Annotated in this window: 17 protein-coding genes; 12 read left to right on the top strand and 5 right to left on the bottom strand. The window is 69.3% G+C overall.

The window, feature by feature from the left end; genetic code table 11:
- The first annotated feature begins 19 nt into the window (after window positions 1–19).
- From ACFY10_RS31375 to ACFY10_RS31390, 4 genes are all read left to right on the top strand, one after another.
- Window positions 20–844, top strand: coding sequence for a helix-turn-helix domain-containing protein (locus tag ACFY10_RS31375; RefSeq protein ID WP_390668659.1), 825 nt, complete (start codon window positions 20–22; stop codon window positions 842–844).
- A gap of 112 nt (window positions 845–956) precedes the next feature.
- Entirely contained in the window at window positions 957–2420 is a 1464-nt protein-coding gene (locus ACFY10_RS31380) for an aldehyde dehydrogenase family protein (protein ID WP_390668575.1), read from the top strand.
- Between the two features lie 118 nt (window positions 2421–2538).
- Entirely contained in the window at window positions 2539–3078 is a 540-nt protein-coding gene (locus ACFY10_RS31385) for a DinB family protein (protein ID WP_390668576.1), read from the top strand.
- Window positions 3079–3102: 24 nt separating this feature from the next.
- Window positions 3103–3744, top strand: coding sequence for a PadR family transcriptional regulator (locus ACFY10_RS31390; RefSeq protein ID WP_390668577.1), 642 nt, complete (start codon window positions 3103–3105; stop codon window positions 3742–3744).
- Window positions 3745–3762: 18 nt separating this feature from the next.
- On the opposite strand, the gene ACFY10_RS31395 is transcribed toward ACFY10_RS31390, so the two are convergent.
- Complete coding sequence (locus ACFY10_RS31395) at window positions 3763–5163, bottom strand: glutamate decarboxylase (protein ID WP_390668578.1); 1401 nt, start codon at window positions 5161–5163, stop codon at window positions 3763–3765.
- A 166-nt stretch (window positions 5164–5329) separates the two neighbouring features.
- Here ACFY10_RS31395 and ACFY10_RS31400 point away from each other — a divergent pair, with 166 nt between their 5' ends.
- Complete coding sequence (locus tag ACFY10_RS31400; RefSeq protein ID WP_390668579.1) at window positions 5330–6112, top strand: MerR family transcriptional regulator; 783 nt, start codon at window positions 5330–5332, stop codon at window positions 6110–6112.
- An 18-nt stretch (window positions 6113–6130) separates the two neighbouring features.
- On the opposite strand, the gene ACFY10_RS31405 is transcribed toward ACFY10_RS31400, so the two are convergent.
- Window positions 6131–6496: a YbjQ family protein gene (locus tag ACFY10_RS31405; RefSeq protein WP_390668580.1), complete on the bottom strand. Its 366-nt coding sequence runs from the start codon at window positions 6494–6496 to the stop codon at window positions 6131–6133.
- A gap of 142 nt (window positions 6497–6638) precedes the next feature.
- Between ACFY10_RS31405 and ACFY10_RS31410 the strand changes: the two genes are divergently transcribed.
- Window positions 6639–7517 carry a DedA family protein gene (locus ACFY10_RS31410; protein WP_390668581.1) on the top strand — a complete coding sequence of 293 codons (879 nt, stop codon included), beginning with the start codon at window positions 6639–6641 and terminating at the stop codon, window positions 7515–7517.
- A gap of 8 nt (window positions 7518–7525) precedes the next feature.
- Here ACFY10_RS31410 and ACFY10_RS31415 read toward each other — a convergent pair whose 3' ends face one another.
- The gene (locus tag ACFY10_RS31415) at window positions 7526–9196 is read right to left on the bottom strand and encodes a threonine/serine exporter ThrE family protein (RefSeq protein ID WP_390668582.1); all 1671 of its coding nucleotides are present in this window, start codon (window positions 9194–9196) and stop codon (window positions 7526–7528) included.
- Between the two features lie 105 nt (window positions 9197–9301).
- Window positions 9302–9793: an inorganic diphosphatase gene (locus ACFY10_RS31420; protein WP_194078292.1), complete on the bottom strand. Its 492-nt coding sequence runs from the start codon at window positions 9791–9793 to the stop codon at window positions 9302–9304.
- Window positions 9794–9872: 79 nt separating this feature from the next.
- Between ACFY10_RS31420 and dacB the strand changes: the two genes are divergently transcribed.
- The 6 genes from dacB to folE all read left to right on the top strand — a co-directional run bounded on the left by dacB (window position 9873) and on the right by folE (window position 17557).
- Complete coding sequence (gene dacB / locus ACFY10_RS31425; protein ID WP_390668583.1) at window positions 9873–11534, top strand: D-alanyl-D-alanine carboxypeptidase/D-alanyl-D-alanine-endopeptidase; 1662 nt, start codon at window positions 9873–9875, stop codon at window positions 11532–11534.
- Between the two features lie 75 nt (window positions 11535–11609).
- On the top strand, window positions 11610–12734 hold the full coding sequence (locus ACFY10_RS31430; RefSeq protein ID WP_390668584.1) for a zinc-dependent metalloprotease: 1125 nt from the start codon (window positions 11610–11612) through the stop codon (window positions 12732–12734).
- 192 nt (window positions 12735–12926) lie between these two features.
- Complete coding sequence (gene tilS, locus ACFY10_RS31435; RefSeq protein ID WP_390668585.1) at window positions 12927–13970, top strand: tRNA lysidine(34) synthetase TilS; 1044 nt, start codon at window positions 12927–12929, stop codon at window positions 13968–13970.
- Window positions 13971–14023: 53 nt separating this feature from the next.
- The gene (hpt, locus tag ACFY10_RS31440; RefSeq protein WP_030043337.1) at window positions 14024–14584 is read left to right on the top strand and encodes a hypoxanthine phosphoribosyltransferase; all 561 of its coding nucleotides are present in this window, start codon (window positions 14024–14026) and stop codon (window positions 14582–14584) included.
- A gap of 183 nt (window positions 14585–14767) precedes the next feature.
- A complete protein-coding gene (ftsH, locus tag ACFY10_RS31445) occupies window positions 14768–16807 on the top strand; it encodes an ATP-dependent zinc metalloprotease FtsH (RefSeq protein WP_390668586.1) in 2040 nt (679 codons plus the stop codon).
- 144 nt (window positions 16808–16951) lie between these two features.
- Window positions 16952–17557 carry a GTP cyclohydrolase I FolE gene (folE, locus tag ACFY10_RS31450; protein ID WP_266958509.1) on the top strand — a complete coding sequence of 202 codons (606 nt, stop codon included), beginning with the start codon at window positions 16952–16954 and terminating at the stop codon, window positions 17555–17557.
- Window positions 17558–17579: 22 nt separating this feature from the next.
- On the opposite strand, the gene ACFY10_RS31455 is transcribed toward folE, so the two are convergent.
- On the bottom strand, window positions 17580–18065 hold the full coding sequence (locus ACFY10_RS31455) for a DUF3180 domain-containing protein (protein WP_390668587.1): 486 nt from the start codon (window positions 18063–18065) through the stop codon (window positions 17580–17582).
- Between the last annotated feature and the right edge of the window lie 63 nt (window positions 18066–18128).

The following is an 18128-nucleotide window of genomic DNA, read 5'->3' on the forward strand; positions in this document are numbered from 1 at the left end:
CGGATCGGTGGTGCGGCGGATGCTGCTCGGCTCGCAACTCAGGCGGCTGCGTGAGGCACGCGGCATCACGCGCGAGGCGGCGGGCTACTCGATCCGCGCCTCCGAGTCGAAGATCAGCCGGATGGAGTTGGGCCGGGTGAGCTTCAAGACGCGTGATGTGGAAGACCTGTTGACGCTGTACGGCATCACGGACGAGCAGGAGCGCACCTCGCTGCTCTCCCTCGCCCGGGAGGCCAATGTCGCGGGCTGGTGGCACAGTTACTCGGACGTCCTGCCGAGCTGGTTCCCCACCTATGTGGGCCTGGAGGGCGCGGCCCATCTGATCCGGGCGTACGAGGTGCAGTTCGTGCACGGCCTGCTGCAGACCGAGGCGTATGCACGTGCAGTCGTACGGCGGGGTATGAAGGGCGCGAGCAAGGTCGACATCGACAAGCGTGTGGCGCTGCGCCTGGAGCGGCAGAAGCATCTCGTCTCCGAGGGTGCCCCCGACTTCCACGTCGTCCTGGACGAGGCCGCCCTGCGCCGCCCCTACGGCGACCGCGAGGTGATGCGGGGCCAGCTCCAGCATCTGATCGAGATCTCCGAACGCCCCAACGTACGGCTGCAGATCATGCCGTTCAGCTTCGGCGGGCACTCGGGCGAGAGCGGCGCGTTCACGATCCTCAGCTTCCCGGAGTCCGACCTGTCGGACGTCGTCTATCTGGAGCAGCTCACCAGCGCGCTCTACCTGGACAAGCACGAGGACGTCGCGCAGTACGAGAAGGCGCTCAAGGAGCTCCAGCAGGACAGCCCCGGACCGGACGAAAGCCGCGATCTTCTACGAGGCCTCCTCCAACTCTCCTAGGGTTCTCCCCATAAGTTCGCTCAGAGTCCCCAACTCACTTGGGACGCAAGTACGATGACGTGTGATCAGACCGTCACGTTGATCGTGTGTCTGCTAGTGATTTGGGGATCACATGTCGTCGTCCTACTTCACCGACCTGGCCCAGCAGTACATCGACGGTGAGTGGCGCCCGGGCACAGGCTCCTGGGACATCATCGACTTCAACCCGTACGACGGCGAGAAGCTGGCGTCGATCACCATAGCCACGGTGGACGAGGTCGACGAGGCGTACCAGGCGGCGGCCCGAGCCCAGAAGCAGTGGGCAGCGACCAATCCGTACGCGCGCCGGGCGGTCTTCGAGAAGGCCCTCAGACTGATCGAGGAGCGCGAGCAGGAGATCACCGAGGTGATCATCGCCGAGCTCGGCGGCACACATCTGAAGGCCGGCTTCGAGCTTCACCTCGCCAAGGAGTTCCTGCGCGAGTCGATCCAGTGGGCGCTGCGCCCCGAAGGCAAGATCCTCCCGTCGCCCGTGGACGGCAAGGAGAACCGCCTCTACCGCGTGCCGGTCGGCGTCGTGGGCGTCATCAGCCCCTTCAACTTCCCCTTCCTCCTCTCCATCAAGTCGGTCGCCCCGGCCCTCGCGCTCGGCAACGCCGTGGTGCTGAAGCCGCACCAGAACACCCCGATCACGGGTGGTTCCCTGGTCGCGAAGATCTTCGAGGACGCGGGCCTGCCGGGCGGCCTCCTGAACGTCGTCATCACCGACATCGCGGAGATAGGCGACGCCTTCATCGAGCACCCGGTCCCGAAGGTCATCTCCTTCACCGGCTCCGACAAGGTCGGCCGCCATGTGGCCACCGTCTGCGCCTCGCACTTCAAGCGCTCGGTCCTCGAACTCGGCGGCAACAGCGCGATCGTGGTCCTCGACGACGCCGACATCGACTACGCGGTCGACGCGGCGGTCTTCAGCCGCTACGTCCACCAGGGCCAGGTCTGCATGGCCGCCAACCGTGTCCTGGTCGACCGTGCGATCGCCGACGAGTTCACGGAGAAGTTCGTCGCCAAGGTGAAGACGCTCAAGGTCGGCGACCCGAGCGACCCGCAGACGGTCATCGGCCCGGTGATCAACTCCTCGCAGGCGGAGGCGCTTTCGGGCGTGGTCGAGCAGGCGGTCGCCGAGGGCGCGACGGCCCTGGTGCGCGGCGCGACCACCGACAACCTGGTCGAGCCCTCCGTCCTCACCGGCGTCCCCGCCGACTCGGCCCTCCTCCGGCAGGAGGTCTTCGGCCCGGTCGCCTTCCTCATCCCCTTCGACGGCGAGGAGGAGGCCGTACGCCTCGTCAACGACACGCCGTACGGCCTGAGCGGCGCCGTCCACACGGGCGACGTCGACCGGGGTGTCTCCTTCGCCAAGCAGATCGACACCGGCATGTTCCACGTGAACGACGGCACCGTCCACGACGAGCCCCTCGTCCCCTTCGGCGGCGAGAAGAGCTCCGGCGTCGGCCGCCTGAACGGCGAGGGGACCGTCGAGTGCTTCACCACGCAGAAGTGGATCTCGGTGCAGCACGGGCGGAGCGGGTTCCCGTTCTGATTTCTTGAGCACGTCACCACAGGCGGGCCATTGAGGACCGAATCTGACCTCAATGGCCCGTAGCTTCGTCGGTGTCAGGAGGCCTCCCGAGGTCCCGATCCGACGAAAGGCGACGATCATGGTCACGCACGTACCGGCAGAGGCGCAGGGCGACGAGCGCGGGGCGCTGCTTGCGTTCATCGAGGAGCAGCGCGGTGGGATCCGGCGGGCGCTGCTCGGGCTTACCGAGGAGCAGGCCGCCAGCAAGCCGAGCGCCAGTGAGCTGTCCCTCTCCGGTCTGCTCAAGCATGTCGCCGAGGTCGAGCAGGGCTGGATCGCCCGGGCCAAGCAGGAGCCCCCGGCGATCAAGCGGGACGAGACCAACTGGCACGAGACCTTCCAGCTCGTCGACGGCGAGAGTGTCGAGTCCCAACTCGCGTACTGGGAGAAGGTCGCTGCCGAGACCGAGGCCTACATCCGCTCGGTGCCGAGCCTCGACGACACCTTCCCGCTCCCGAACGACCCCTGGTTCCCGCCGGAGGGCCGTGTCTCCGTGCGCTGGCTGTGCCTGCACCTGATCCGCGAGACGGCCCGGCACGCGGGCCACGCCGACATCATCCGGGAGTCGCTCGACGGGAAGACGGCGTTCGAGCTGGTCGCCCTGGAGCACGCGGGCTGATCGCTTGACAATAAGCTGGATCCCATGTCCGCGATCCGTCTCCTCGTGCTCGGCGCGGTCCGCCAGCACGGGCGGGCCCACGGCTACCAGGTGCGGGGCGACCTGGAGTACTGGGGCGCGCACGAGTGGTCCAACGCCAAGCCCGGCTCGATCTACCACGCGCTCAAGCAGATGGCGAAGCTGGGGCTGCTGCACGCGCACGAGGTCGCGCCGTCCACGGCCGGCGGTCCGCCGCGCACGGAGTACGAGATCACCGACCGGGGCACCGAGGAGTACTACCGGCTGCTGCGCGAGGCGCTGACCTCGTACGACCAGAAGACGGACGTCAAGTCGGCCGCCATCGGCTTCATCGTGGACCTGCCGCGTGCGGAGGCGGTCGCGCTCCTGAAGGAGCGGATCCGGCGGATCGAGGAGTGGCGGGGGGCCGTCACCGAGCACTACGTGCCCGCGGACGGCCCCGAACAGCTCGGCCACATCGGCGAGATCATGAACCTCTGGATCCACACGGCCGACGCCGAGGCCGGGTGGACCCAGGGGCTGATCGGGCGGATCGAGGGCGGGGCGTACACGTTCGCGGGGGAGGGTGCGCCGTTCGTCGGCGTCCTCGCGGAGGGCGAGGAGAACCCGTATGCGACGGGGGTGCGGCACCCGGAGGACGACCACTAGTCAAGCTTGACCGAGTCGCTAGTGGTGGAAGCCGGTGGCCGCTTCCTTGTCCCTGGTCAGCGGGTGCGGCTGTCGGCGCAGCTCGGGCAGCAGGCGGGTCAGGTCCTCGATGAACAGGTCGGCGAGGTCCGTCGAGAAGCCGTTGCGGCACACCACCCGCAGCACGGACAGGTCCTCGCGGTTCGGCGGGAAGGTGTACGCGGGCAGCAGCCAGCCGCTCTCGCGCATCCGCCGGGAGACGTCGAAGACGTCGTACGACTCCACGCCCGGCGCCGTCGTGAACGCGAACACGGGCAGCTCGTCGCCCCGGGTCAGCAGCTGGAAGTCGCCGAGCGCCGCCACGCGTTCGGCGACGCCCCGGGCCACGTCCCGCGTCGTCTGCTGCACGGCCCGGTAGCCCTCCCGCCCCAGCCGAAGGAACGTGTAGTACTGCGCGACGACCTGGGCGCCCGGACGGGAGAAGTTCAGGGCGAAGGTCGGCATGTCACCGCCCAGGTAGTTGACGCGGAAGACGAGTTCCTCGGGCAGCGCCTCCTTGTCGCGCCACAGCGCCCAGCCGACGCCCGGATAGACCAGGCCGTACTTGTGCCCCGAGGTGTTGATGGACGCCACGCGCGGGAGGCGGAAGTCCCACACCAACTCCTCGTCGAGGAAGGGCGCGACCATCGCGCCGGACGCGCCGTCGACGTGCACCGGGATGTCCAGGCCCGTGCGCTCCTGTAGGGCGTCGAGCGCCGCACACAGGTCGGCGATGGGCTCGTACGAGCCGTCGAAGGTGGAGCCCAGGATGCCGACGACCCCGATGGTGTTCTCGTCGCACAGCTCGGCGGCGGCCTGCGGGTCGAGATGGAAACGGTCGCCCTCCATGGGGACCAGGCGGGGCTCCACCTCCCAGAAGTTGCAGAACTTCTCCCAGCAGACCTGGACGTTGACACCCATGACGAGGTTCGGGCGGGCGGCGGGGGAGGGGTTCCGCTTGCTCCAGCGCCGCTTGAGCGCCATCCCGGCGAGCATGCACGCCTCGCTGGAACCGGTCGTCGAACAGCCCACGGCCGCCGACGGGTCCGGCGCGTTCCACAGGTCGGCGAGCATCGCCACGCAGCGCCGCTCCAGCTCGGCGGTGCGCGGGTACTCGTCCTTGTCGATCATGTTCTTGTCCCGGCACTCCGCCATCAGGACGCCGGCCTGCGGCTCCATCCAGGTGGTGACGAAAGTGGCCAGGTTCAGACGGGAGTTGCCGTCCAGCATCAGCTCGTCGTGCACCAGCTGGTACGCCGTCATCGGCGGGAGCGGAGCGTCCGGGAGCCGGTGCTTGGGCGGCGCCTGGGTCATGCCGCCGACCGGATTGGCCTCCCCGAAGAAGGGGTTGACCGACAGCGGGCGCTCGTCGTGCTTCTCGGGACCTTTGTGGAGCGGCATGGACGTCTCCTTGTGTCGTCTGAGGAACGGATGCCGGCGGATCTGAGTTCCGTTGTTGCACAACTGCATCCGGGGCCGCCCGGCACGCCCGGGTTCCGGCTTGCACCTCACGCGGCGTGAGGACCCACCGTGGAGTGCGTACCGATACGAGAAGGGAGCGGACGAAGTGAGCCACTCGGCAGGACAGGCCGGCTACTCCGTGGGACAGGTCGCGGGCTTCGCCGGCGTCACGGTGCGCACGCTGCACCACTACGACGACATCGGCCTGCTCGCCCCGAGCGAGCGCAGCCACGCGGGCCACCGGCGCTACAGCGACGCCGACCTCGACCGGCTGCAGCAGATCCTGTTCTACCGGGAGCTCGGCTTCCCGCTCGACGAGGTCGCCGCCCTGCTCGACGACCCGGCCGCGGACCCGCGCGCACACCTGCGCCGTCAGCACGAACTGCTGACCGCCCGGATCGAGAAGCTGCAGAAGATGGCGGCGGCCGTGGAGCACGCCATGGAGGCACGCAAGATGGGCATCAATCTCACCCCCGAGGAGCGGTTCGAGGTCTTCGGCGACAAGGATCCCGAGCAGTACGCCGAGGAGGCGGAACAGCGCTGGGGCGGCACGGAGGCATACGCCGAGTCGCAGCGCCGCGCGGCCGGCTACACCAAGGAGGACTGGAAGCGTCTGCAGGCCGAGGTGGACGCCTGGAGCGAGCGTTACGCCGCCCTGGTGGCCGCCGGCGAACCGCCGGCCGGCGAGGCGGCGATGGACCTGGCCGAGGAACACCGGCAGCACATCAGCAGGTGGTTCTACGAGTGCCCGTACGAAATGCACCGCTGCCTCGGCGGCATGTACGTCTCCGACGAGCGCTTCAAGGCGTTCTACGACTCCATGCGGCCGGGCCTCGCCGAGCACCTCAGGGACGCCATCGAGGCGAACGCGTCCCGCCACACCGCGTAGCCCTCCTGGCCCGGGGGATCACTCCCGGGCCAGGATCACCGCGGTCCCGTACGCGCAGACCTCCGTGCCCACGTCCGCAGCCTCCGTCACGTCGAAGCGGAACATCAGCACCGCATTCGCCCCACGCGCGCGTGCCTGCTCGACGAGCCGCTCCATGGCCTGGTTCCGGGTCTGCACGAGCGTCTTGGTGAGCCCCTTCAGCTCCCCGCCGATCATCGACTTCAGCCCCGCGCCGATCTGGCTCCCCAGATGGCGGGAGCGCACCGTCAACCCGAAGACCTCGCCGAGTACCTCCTGAACCCGGTGCCCGGGTACGTCGTTCGTCGTCACGACCAGCACGTCGGGCCGCGGGCCCTGCCCGCCGCCGTATTCATCGATTCCCATAGCCTCACAGCTTTGTGCCAGTCGACGCACAGTGCATCCTGGAGACACCGGTGGAACCTGGGGCAGACACATTGCGTTGATAGCTTTGGGCGCCCGCACAAGGACGCCGTACCTTCCTCCACCCCCTCAGGAGCCCGGAACCGTGACGACGCTTGCCCTCGGCCCGAGCTGGCTGGATCCGAACAATCTCCTCGACTCGTTCGGCATCTGGGGCCTGCTCCTCATCGTCTTCGCGGAGTCGGGCCTGCTCATCGGCTTCTTCCTGCCGGGCGACTCGCTGCTGTTCACCTGCGGTCTGCTGATCACCGCAGGCACCCTGGACTTCCCCCTGTGGGCGGCCATCCTGCTGATCTGCCTCGCCGCGATCCTCGGCGACCAGGCGGGCTACCTCTTCGGCAAGAAGGTCGGCCCGTCCCTCTTCACCCGCCCGGACTCCCGCCTCTTCAAGCAGGAGAACGTGGTCAAGGCGCACGAGTTCTTCGAGAAGTACGGCCCCAAGTCCCTGGTCCTGGCCCGTTTCGTGCCCATCGTGCGCACATTCACGCCGATCATCGCCGGCGTCAGCGGCATGAAGTACCGCTCGTTCATCACCTTCAACGTCATCGGTGGCGTGCTCTGGGGCGCGGGCGTGACCCTGCTGGGCTCCTGGCTCGGCAACGTGGACTTCGTCCACAAGAACATCGAGGCGATCCTCATCCTGATCGTCTTCGTCTCGGTGATCCCGATCATCATCGAGTTCCTGCGCGCCCGCTCCAAGGCCAAGAAGAACCCCGAGCAGCCGACCCAGCGCCAGGCCCAGCAGCCCCCGGTCATGGACGACGCAACGACCCAGCTCCGCCGCATCCCGCCGACGGACGACCAGGGCGGCTACCACCACCAGCAGTACCAGCAGCAGCCGCAGCAGCAGCCGTACGACCCCAACCAGCAGCACTACGCCCAGCAGTACCCGCAGCAGCCGTACCAGCAGGGCCACTACGGCGACCAGCAGCAGTACCCGTACAACCAGAACCAGGGTTACTGAAGGGGCTTTTAGAACCCCCGCGTCCGCTTCGCAGCCCGCCGCCCCGCCGCCGAAGCCCCGCCGGGAATCCGCAGGAACAACCGCGAGATCTCCGACCCGAGGTTGACCCCGATGGCAATGGCCATGGCCAAGGACGCCGCCGTGGCGAGCGACACCAGCCCCTTGTCGACCTCGTTCTGCGCGATCGACAACAGCCCGAAATAGGTGGCCGACCCTGGCAACAGGGGCCCGATCGCCGCGGTCGTGTAAGGCAGCGCCGAAGCGAACCGATACCGCGACAGCAGCTGCCCGAACAGCCCGACCAGCCCCGCCGCCACAGCCGTCGAGGCGACCGGCGAGATCCCGCCGGGATAGTGCAGCGCGCCGTACACCGACCACGCCACCCCGCCGTTCAAGGTCACCCACAGCACGGTGGCCCGCTCCTGCTGCAACAGCACGGCGAACGTCAGCGACAGCAGCATCGACGCCCCGATCTGCCAGCCGGGCCGTTCGGCGATGGTCACAGCCGCGTCGGGGTTGAGCTTGGCGCCCAGGTTCACTCCGAAGTACAGGACCACGAGCACGCCCACGACGATGCCGACGAAGAGGTACATGACCTCCAGCAGGCGCGCCGACGCGGTGATGTAGAACCCGGTCAGCCCGTCCTGCACGCCCGCCACCAGCGCCCGCCCCGGCAGCAGCGCGAACAGCCCACCGGTGATGACCGCGGACGCCTTGACGTCGACGTGCGCCACGTTGAGCGCGACCCCGATGGCCGCCGGAGGCATCGCCGCGACCGTGAACTGGTAGAACTCCGGCAGCCCGCGCCCCGCGCACAGCCAGGCCAGCCGGTCGCCGAGCACGGCGCCCAGCATGGCCGCGATGAAGACGATCCAGTCACCGCCGACGAGCACGGAGGCCGCCCCGGCGAGCAGTCCGCTCGCCCCGGTCAGCACCCAGCCCGGGTACGGGTGCCGGTTGCGGCGGATCTCGGCGAGCCGCCGGTAGGCCTCCTCCAGGGAGATATGGGTCTCCGGGTCGCTGAGGTCGTCCACCAGCTGGAAGACGGCCGCCAGCCGCGTGTAGTCGGTGGCCCGGCGGCGCACCGTACGCGACGCCGTCACCGGGTCGTCGACCAGGGACGGCTGGTACGAGATCGACAGCAGGGTGAAGGTGACGTTCGGCTCGCAGCGGTCGAGGCCGTAGGACCGGCAGACCGCGAACATCGCGGCCTCCACGTCCTCCGCGCCCTCACCGCCCGCGAGCAGCAACTCACCGATACGCAGCGTCAGGTCGAGGACGCGCGGGACGGCCGGACCGCCCTCCTCCGCCTTCGGCCCCGGCTCCGGAGCGGGCCGCTCGGCCACCGGCATCCGCAGCATCGTGCGCATCCGGTCCTGCCAGGGCACGTCCTTGGTGAGGCTGACCACCGGTATGCCGGTGGCCGGCGTGAAGGCGACGAGGGCCTGCTTGGCGCTGTAGGTGTCCGGCGTGCTGAACGCCGACCCTTCCGGCTCCGCGCCCGGCGGCTGCGGGACGTCCAGCCCGTCCGGGACGGCGAACTCGGACGTGGTCTCCGGCTCGACGACGCCCCTGGGGGCGGCGAACCCCGCCGGAATGGCGAACTCCGATGTGATCTCGGGATCGAACGCGCCCCTGGCCTCGTCCGACTGCGGCTTGCGGTCCTCCGCCTCCGTCACTTGAGTAACGCTCCCTGTACGACGCGTGCAGCTACGCCAGTATGCGCACAGATATGCAAACGGGCCGCACGCGTATGCGTGCGGCCCGTGGACACTCCTGGGGGCTCAGTGGCCGCCGGACTCCTTGAAGCGCTTGTACGACCGCTCGATCTCGACCTCGGCGTCGACCCGGCCCACCCAGTTGGCGCCCTCGACGGACTTGCCGGGCTCCAGGTCCTTGTAGACCTCGAAGAAGTGCTGGATCTCCAGGCGGTCGAACTCCGACACGTGGTGGATGTCACGCAGGTGCTCCACACGCGGGTCCGTCGCCGGCACGCACAGCAGCTTGTCGTCGCCGCCGGCCTCGTCCGTCATCCGGAACATGCCGATCGCGCGGCACTTGATCAGGCAGCCCGGGAACGTGGGCTCGTCCAGGATGACCAGCGCGTCCAGCGGGTCGCCGTCCTCGCCGAGGGTGTTCTCGACGAAGCCGTAGTCGGTCGGGTAGGCGGTCGAGGTGAAGAGTCGACGGTCCAGGCGGATCCGACCGGTCTCGTGGTCCACCTCGTACTTGTTCCGCGAACCCTTCGGGATCTCGATCGTGACGTCGAACTCCACCGGTGGCTCCTCCATGATCAGCACATAGTTCTGGTGGTTAAGTGTCCCTCACGCAGGTGTGTGATCGCGAAAGGGGCTGGTGGTCGTGCCAGAGCTGAGGCCTTGGCGGGCCGCGAGACCGCATGTGGTGCGGGCCGCGAACGCCGTCCGACCGCGTCTGGCACGGGCCGCCGGGACCGTACGCCCGAAGCTCGAACGGGCCGCGAACGCCGCGCGACCGCGTCTCGAACGGGCCGCGACCGCTGCGAAACCACAGCTCGCACGGGTGCGGCCCACCCGGATCAGGTGGCCGAAGACCGTCAGGACCTGGCAGTACACCGCGGGCGCCGCCACCGCCGGTGTGGCGCTGGCCGTCGCCGCAGCGACCGCTGTCGGCCCCTGGGACTCCACCGGTCAGCGTACGGCCGAGGCGGACCGCGCAGCCGCCCTGGACCGTACGGGTGGCGCAGATCACGGACGTAATCCCGATACGTCCGATTCAGGCGATACGGCGGCCGGGGGACCACGCCCCGCCCCCAGCGCCGCATCCGTCCTGACCGGCCTGGGCGGCGCCACGAGCACCGTCAGCTCGGCCCCGACCGCCGCGGCCCTCTCCGGTGTCCTGGGCCCCCTGCTGGAGGACGCGGCGCTCGGCACCCGGCACACCGCCGCGGTCGTCGACGTCGCCACCGGCAGGCGCCTCTACGGCACCGGCGCCGACACCGCCCTGACCCCCGCCTCCGTGACGAAGATCGCCACCGCGGTCGCCGCGCTGTCGACGCTGGGCGCCGACCACCGCCTGACCACCCGCACGGCCCTGGAACCCGACACCAAGGAACTCATCCTGGTCGGCGGCGGCGACCCGACCCTGACGGCGCACACGGAAGCCGACGGCTGGGCGAGCCTGCCGGACCTGGCCGACAGGACGGCGGCCGCACTCAAGAAACGCGGCATCAAGGAAGTCACGCTCTCCTACGACACCACCCTGTACGCCGGGCCCGAACTCCACTCCATCGGCGTCAACGGCAACCTCGCGCCCGTGAGCGCCTTGATGGCCGACGAGGGCCGCACCGACGACTCGACCAGCGGCCCCGTCGCGCGCGTGACGGCCCCGGCGGCGGACGCGGCCCGCAAGTTCGGCACGCTCCTCGAGGACCATGGCATCAGGACCACGTCCCCCGGCCCGTCCAAGGCGACGACCCGCGCCGAGAACCTCGCCGCCGTGTCGTCGCCCCCGCTCTCGTCCCTGGTCGAGCGCATGCTGACCAACAGCGACAACGACATCGCGGAGGCCCTGGCCCGCCAGACGGCCGCCGCATCGGGGGAGCGCGCGAGCTTCGACGGCGGCGCGTCCGCGATCGCCGGCGCACTGAAGAAGCTCGAACTCCCCCTCAAGGGCGCCGAGTTCCACGACGGCAGCGGCCTCGACCGGGACGACAGACTCACGGCCGACCTGCTCACGGCCCTGCTGGTGAAGGCCGGTGACCCCTCCCACCCCGAACTCCGCCCGGTCCTGACGGGCCTTCCGGTGGCCGGTTTCACCGGCACCCTGACCAGCCGCTACACCGGCGGCGCGGCAGGAGTCGTACGAGCGAAGACGGGCACCCTGACGGGTGTGAACACCCTGGCCGGAACGGTCGTCGACCAGGACGGCCGCCTGCTGGCGTTCGCCTTCCTGGCCTCGAACACGACCAACCCGCTGGAGGCCCAGTCGGCCCTGGACCGGACGGCCACGGCCCTGGCGGCGTGCGGTTGCAGCTGACACGGCCACCGACCGCCGCCTCCGCCGACCTCCCGCGGCCTGCCCCAAGTGGGAACGCTCACGTACCGTTGACGCATGACGAGCATCGGTGGTGCCGAGATGGTCGACTGGAATCTCGCGGTGGCGACCGCGACCCGCCTCGTGCGGCCGGGCCCCGACGTGAGCCGTGACGAGGCCCGGGCCGTCGTCGCGGAACTGCGCCGGCATGCCAAGGCCTCGGAGGAGCACGTCCGGGGCTTCACCCGTATGGGCAAGGAAGACACCCACGACACCCCGATCCTCGTCGTCGACCGCCCCGGCTGGGTCCGGGCGAACGTCGCGGGCTTCCGGGAGATCCTCAAACCGCTGCTCGACCGGATGCAGGAGCGGCGCGGCAACACCCCCGGCGGCGCGGTCCTCGGCGCGGTCGGCGGCAAGGTCACCGGCGTCGAGCTGGGCATGCTGCTGTCGTTCCTGGCCTCCCGCGTGCTGGGCCAGTACGAGACCTTCGCCCCGGCCACCCGCGAACTTCCCGCGGGGGAGAACGGCGGCGGCCGGCTGCTCCTCGTCGCCCCCAACATCGTGCACGTGGAGCGCGAACTCGACGTACAGCCCCACGACTTCCGCCTCTGGGTCTGCCTGCACGAGGAGACGCACCGCACGCAGTTCAGCGCGGTGCCCTGGCTTCGCGACCACCTTGAGGGCGAAATCCAGTCTTTCTTGGGGGAGACCGAGGTCGACCCCATGACCGTGCTGGAGCGCATCCGGGAGGCCGCCCAGTCCCTCGCCGGCGGGCGCCCCGAGGGCGAGGAGGACGACGGCGGGCGGTCCTTCGTCGAGATCGTGCAGACCCCGGCGCAGCGGGAGATCCTCGGGCGCCTCACCGCCGTGATGTCGCTCCTGGAGGGCCACGCCGACTTCGTGATGGACGGGGTGGGTCCGGCAGTCGTGCCGTCCGTCTCCGAGATCCGCGAGAAGTTCCAGCAGCGCCGGGCGAAGGGCGCCTCCCGACTGGACATGGCCCTGCGCAAGCTGCTGGGCCTGGACGCCAAGCTCAGGCAGTACCGGGACGGTGAACGGTTCGTACGGGCGGTCGTGGACCAGGTCGGCATGGACGGCTTCAACCGCGTGTGGACGTCCCCCAACACCCTGCCGACCAAGGCGGAGATCGCCAAACCGGCGGACTGGGTCGCACGGGTGCACCGCAAGAGTGAGTCGTGAACCCCGTGGGCAGGTCGTGAAACGAATCCGGCCGACGGCAGGCGAACGCCCCTTCAATCACCCGTCCGAGGGACCGTGAGCCATGGGTAGGCGTGCGATGCTCGGGGAACGCCCCGGTTCTGTCACCATCTACACACTCTGAGTGACCGACCTCGGGCTCACCCCCCGAAAACTTCATGAAGGGAACCGGACATGGGTCCCCATCCTGCGGTCGCGGCGATACGCCTGGCGGTCCGCCACGTCCTCCACGACATCCTCAACGACCACCGGACGTCCCCCGAGCCCCCTGGGCTCTCCGGACCGGCCCCGCACGAGCGCCCCTCGTCGCCGCTCGTGCTCGTGGCGTGCTCCGGCGGCGCCGACTCGATGGCCCTCGCCTCGGCCCTCGCCTTCGAGGCCCCCAAGCTCGGCATCCGGGCCGGCGGCATCACCGTCGACCACGGACTGCAACCAGGCTCCGACCTGCGCGCCGACGAAGTCGCCCTGCGGCTGCGCGAATTGGGCCTCGACCCGGTGGATTCCGTCGCCGTGACCGTAGGCCGCGAAGGCGGCCCCGAGGCCGCCGCCCGCGACGCCCGGTACGCCGCACTCGACGCCGCCGCCGTCCGCCACGGCGCCGCCGCCGTCCTGCTCGGCCACACCCGCGACGACCAGGCCGAAACCGTCCTGCTCGGCCTCGCCCGCGGCTCGGGTATCCGTTCCCTGTCCGGAATGGCCGCGGTCTCGGGGGCCGCCGGCCGTTACCGCCGCCCCTTCCTCCAGCTCGACCGGCAGACCGCCCGCAAGGCCTGCATGGTCCAGTCGCTCCCCGTCTGGGACGACCCCCACAACGCGGATCCCGCGTACACCCGCTCCCGGCTGCGCCACGAAGGCCTGCCCGCCCTCGAGAAGGCGCTCGGCAAGGGCGTCGTCGAGGCCCTCGCCCGCACGGCCCAGCTCTCCCGCGACGACGCCGACGCCCTCGACGCCTGGGCCGGCCAGGCCGAGGCCTCCGTGCGCGACGCCACGGGCCTCCTGGAGTGCGCCAAGCTCTACGCCCTGCCGCCCGCCGTGCGCCGCCGCATCCTGCGCCGCGCGGCCATCGAGGCCGGGGCTCCCGCCGGTTCGCTGTTCGCCCGCCACATCGAGGAAGTCGACCGGCTGATCACCGGCTGGCGCGGCCAGGGAGCCATCAATCTCCCGGGGAAAGTCGTCGCCCAGCGCCAGGGTGGCAGACTGGTGATTCGGCAAGGCTGAAACCGGACCCTCCCGAGGGTCGGTCCGAGCGGCCGGTGGGACGACCGAAAGTGATGCGGGTGGACGCGAAAGACATGGGCACCGACCTCAAAGAAGTGCTCATCACCAAGGAAGAGATCGACGCGAAGCTGGTGGAGCTGGCCGCGAAGATCGACGCGGAATACGCGGGCAAGGACCTGCTCATCGTCGGCGTCCTCAAGGGCGCGGTGATGGTCATGGCCGACCTCGCCCGGGCGCTGTCCACCCCCGTCACCATGGACTGGATGGCCGTGTCGTCGTACGGCGCGGGCACCCAGTCCTCCGGTGTCGTGCGGATCCTCAAGGACCTCGACACCGACATCAAGGGCAAGCACGTCCTCATCGTCGAGGACATCATCGACTCCGGCCTGACCCTGTCCTGGCTGCTGTCCAACCTAGGCTCCCGCGAGCCCGAGTCGCTCAAGGTGTGCACACTCCTGCGCAAGCCGGACGCCGCCAAGGTCGCCATCGACGTCGAGTGGGTCGGCTTCGACATCCCCAACGAGTTCGTCGTGGGCTACGGCCTCGACTACGCCGAGAAGTACCGCAACCTCCCGTTCGTCGGTACGCTCGCGCCCCACGTCTACGGCGGCTGAGCCAGCAGGGCCGTCTTTGTAGGACGATCGGGAACCCCAGCGGGTTTCGCGCCGTTGGAGCATGCAGACGGGTTTGCCAGCCGTCCCGTGCGGCTTCGCGCGACAATGCTGGGGTACCGTCAGAAGAACTGTCTTATCAAACTCACTATGGCAGGAGGGACGGGGCGACACCGCTCCGTATGGATGGACGTGAAGCGATACTTCCGTGGGCCGGTCATGTGGATCGTGCTGGCCGTCCTTGCCGTGGTCGTGTTGATGCAGGTCGTCGGCTCGTCCGGCGGCTACAAGACGGTGGACACCGGCCAGGTCGTGGCAGCGATCAACGACAACAAGGTGGAGTCGGCCAAGCTCACCACCGGTGACGAGCAGACCATCAAGGTCCAGCTCAAGAACGGCGAAAAGGTCGAGGGCAGCTCGAAGATCCAGGCGAGCTACATCGGCGACCAGGGCGTGAACCTCGCCAACACGCTGCAGACCAAGTACCAGGACAAGCAGATCCCGGACGGCTACACGGTTTCGCCGTCCAAGCAGAACCCCTTCCTGGGCATCCTGCTCTCCCTGCTCCCCTTCGTCCTGATCGTGGTCGTCTTCCTGTTCCTGATGAATCAGATGCAGGGCGGCGGCTCCCGGGTCATGAACTTCGGGAAGTCCAAGGCCAAGCTCATCACCAAGGACACCCCCAAGACGACGTTCTCGGACGTCGCGGGCTGCGACGAGGCCGTCGAGGAGCTCCACGAGATCAAGGAGTTCCTGCAGGAACCGGCGAAGTTCCAGGCCGTCGGCGCCAAGATCCCCAAGGGCGTGCTGCTCTACGGCCGTCCCGGTACCGGCAAGACGCTGCTCGCGCGTGCCGTCGCCGGCGAGGCCGGGGTCCCGTTCTACTCGATCTCCGGTTCCGACTTCGTCGAGATGTTCGTCGGTGTCGGTGCCTCCCGAGTCCGTGACCTGTTCGAGCAGGCCAAGGCGAACGCTCCGGCGATCGTCTTCGTCGACGAGATCGACGCGGTCGGCCGCCACCGCGGCGCCGGCCTCGGCGGCGGTCACGACGAGCGCGAGCAGACGCTGAACCAGCTGCTCGTCGAGATGGACGGCTTTGACGTCAAGGGTGGTGTGATTCTCATCGCAGCCACCAACCGCCCGGACATCCTCGACCCGGCCCTTCTGCGCCCCGGCCGCTTCGACCGCCAGATCGCGGTCGACCCGCCGGACCTGCAGGGCCGTCTGGAGATCCTCAAGGTCCACCAGAAGGGCAAGCCGGTCGCTCCGGACGTCGACCTCGCGGCCGTCGCCCGCCGTACGCCGGGCTTCACCGGTGCGGACCTGAGCAACGTCCTCAACGAGGCCGCGCTGCTCACCGCCCGCAGCGACAAGAAGCTGATCGACAACTCCATGCTGGACGAGGCGATCGACCGCGTGGTCGCGGGACCGCAGAAGCGGACCCGGATCATGTCGGACAAGGAGAAGAAGATCACCGCGTACCACGAGGGCGGTCACGCCCTGGTCGCGGCGGCTTCGCCGAACTCCGACCCGGTCCACAAGATCACGATCCTGTCGCGCGGACGGGCCCTCGGCTACACGATGGTCCTGCCTGACGAGGACAAGTACTCCACGACCCGCAACGAGATGCTGGACCAGCTGGCCTACATGCTGGGCGGCCGTGCGGCCGAGGAGCTCGTCTTCCACGACCCGACGACGGGCGCTGCGAACGACATCGAGAAGGCCACCGCAACGGCCCGCGCGATGGTCACGCAGTACGGCATGACCGAGCGGCTGGGTGCCATCAAGTTCGGCGGCGACAACACCGAGCCGTTCCTCGGACGTGAGATGGCTCACCAGCGCGACTACTCGGAAGAGGTCGCCGCGCTGGTCGACGAGGAAGTCAAGAAGCTCATCGAGAACGCGCACAACGAGGCCTGGGAGATCCTGGTCGAGAACCGCGACGTCCTCGACAACCTCGTCCTGCAGCTGCTGGAGAAGGAGACGCTGGGCAAGGAGCAGATCGCCGAGATCTTCTCCGCCATCGTCAAGCGCCCGGCCAGGCCCGCCTGGACCGGCTCCTCCCGCCGTACGCCGTCCACCCGTCCGCCGGTGCTCTCCCCGAAGGAGCTCGCACTGACGAACGGCGCCAACGGCGCGACCCCGGCGATCAGCACGGTCAAGTCCACGGCGGCGGAGTCCGCTCCGGCGATCGAGACGGCCCCGGAGGACCGCCCGGAGAGCTGATCAGCGCTCTCCCGGCGCCCTCACCAGGCCCGGAATGAATGCCGCGCCCCCCAGGTTTTAGCCTGGGGGGCGCGGCATTTTCAGCCATGTCGCAGATGAGGCGCGTGGCCCGCACGCGTGACCCGCACAGGAACGAGGCACCAGATGACCGACCCCGTGACGCTGGACGGCGAGGGCTCGATCGGCGAGTTCGACGAGAAGCGCGCCGAGAACGCCGTACGCGAACTGCTGATCGCGGTCGGCGAGGACCCTGACCGGGAGGGCCTGAGGGAGACGCCGGCGCGGGTGGCGCGGGCGTACCGGGAGATCTTCGCGGGGCTGTGGCAGAAGCCCGAGGACGTGCTGACGACGACGTTCGACCTCGGGCACGACGAGATGGTGCTCGTGAAGGACATCGAGGTACTGAGCTCCTGTGAGCATCACCTGGTGCCCTTTGTCGGCGTGGCCCATGTCGGTTACATCCCGTCCGTCGACGGCAAGATCACGGGTCTGTCGAAGCTGGCCCGGCTCGTGGATGTCTATGCCCGCCGGCCTCAGGTGCAGGAACGACTCACCACGCAGATCGCCGACTCGCTGATGAAGATCCTGGAGCCGCGCGGGGTCATCGTCGTCGTCGAGTGCGAGCACATGTGCATGTCGATGCGCGGTGTCCGCAAGCCCGGGGCCAAGACCATAACGTCGGCCGTGCGTGGACAGCTGCGCGATCCCGCCACCCGCAACGAGGCGATGAGCCTGATCATGGCGCGCTGACGCCGGGCCGGCGGATCCGGCCTCAGGCGGCCGACGCCGCCCCGTTGTTGTGTTCGTCGTCCTCGGGGAGCCGGCACACGCGCTCCAGGAAGATGGCCGCCGCTATGACCGCGATGCCCGCCACGACCGAGAAGCCGGCGTAGATCGCCTGGTCGCGGCGGGCGGGGATGTCGAGCTGTTCCAGGAGGAAGACGCCCGTGCCGCCGTACATACCGGCGACGAGGGCGGCGACCAGGGCGCTGGCCTGGCCGAAGACGACCGCGCGGGCCGCCATCAGGGGGTCGACGCCCTTGGCGTCGGGGAGGCGCTCGCGCTGGGCCTTGAAGCGGCCGCGCAGGGAGAGCGCCGTGGCCAGCAGGACCACCGCGATCAGGGCGAGGACGATGGGGGCGGCGAGGGGGACGCTGGGCAGGGTCCCGATCGCGTTCCAGAGGCGGGCGCCCGCCCAGGACAAGATTCCGGCCACGACGAAAACGCCGGCCAGCACCCTGATGCGCAGCTCTCTCACGGTGTCCCTTCAGCTCCCCCGGGTCCTGCGGACCGTCCCGCGGACAGTGGTCGTCCTGACCTT

It is taken from the genome of Streptomyces sp. NPDC001401, from assembly GCF_042895385.1.
In the GTDB taxonomy this organism is placed as follows: Bacteria; Actinomycetota; Actinomycetes; order Streptomycetales; family Streptomycetaceae; genus Streptomyces.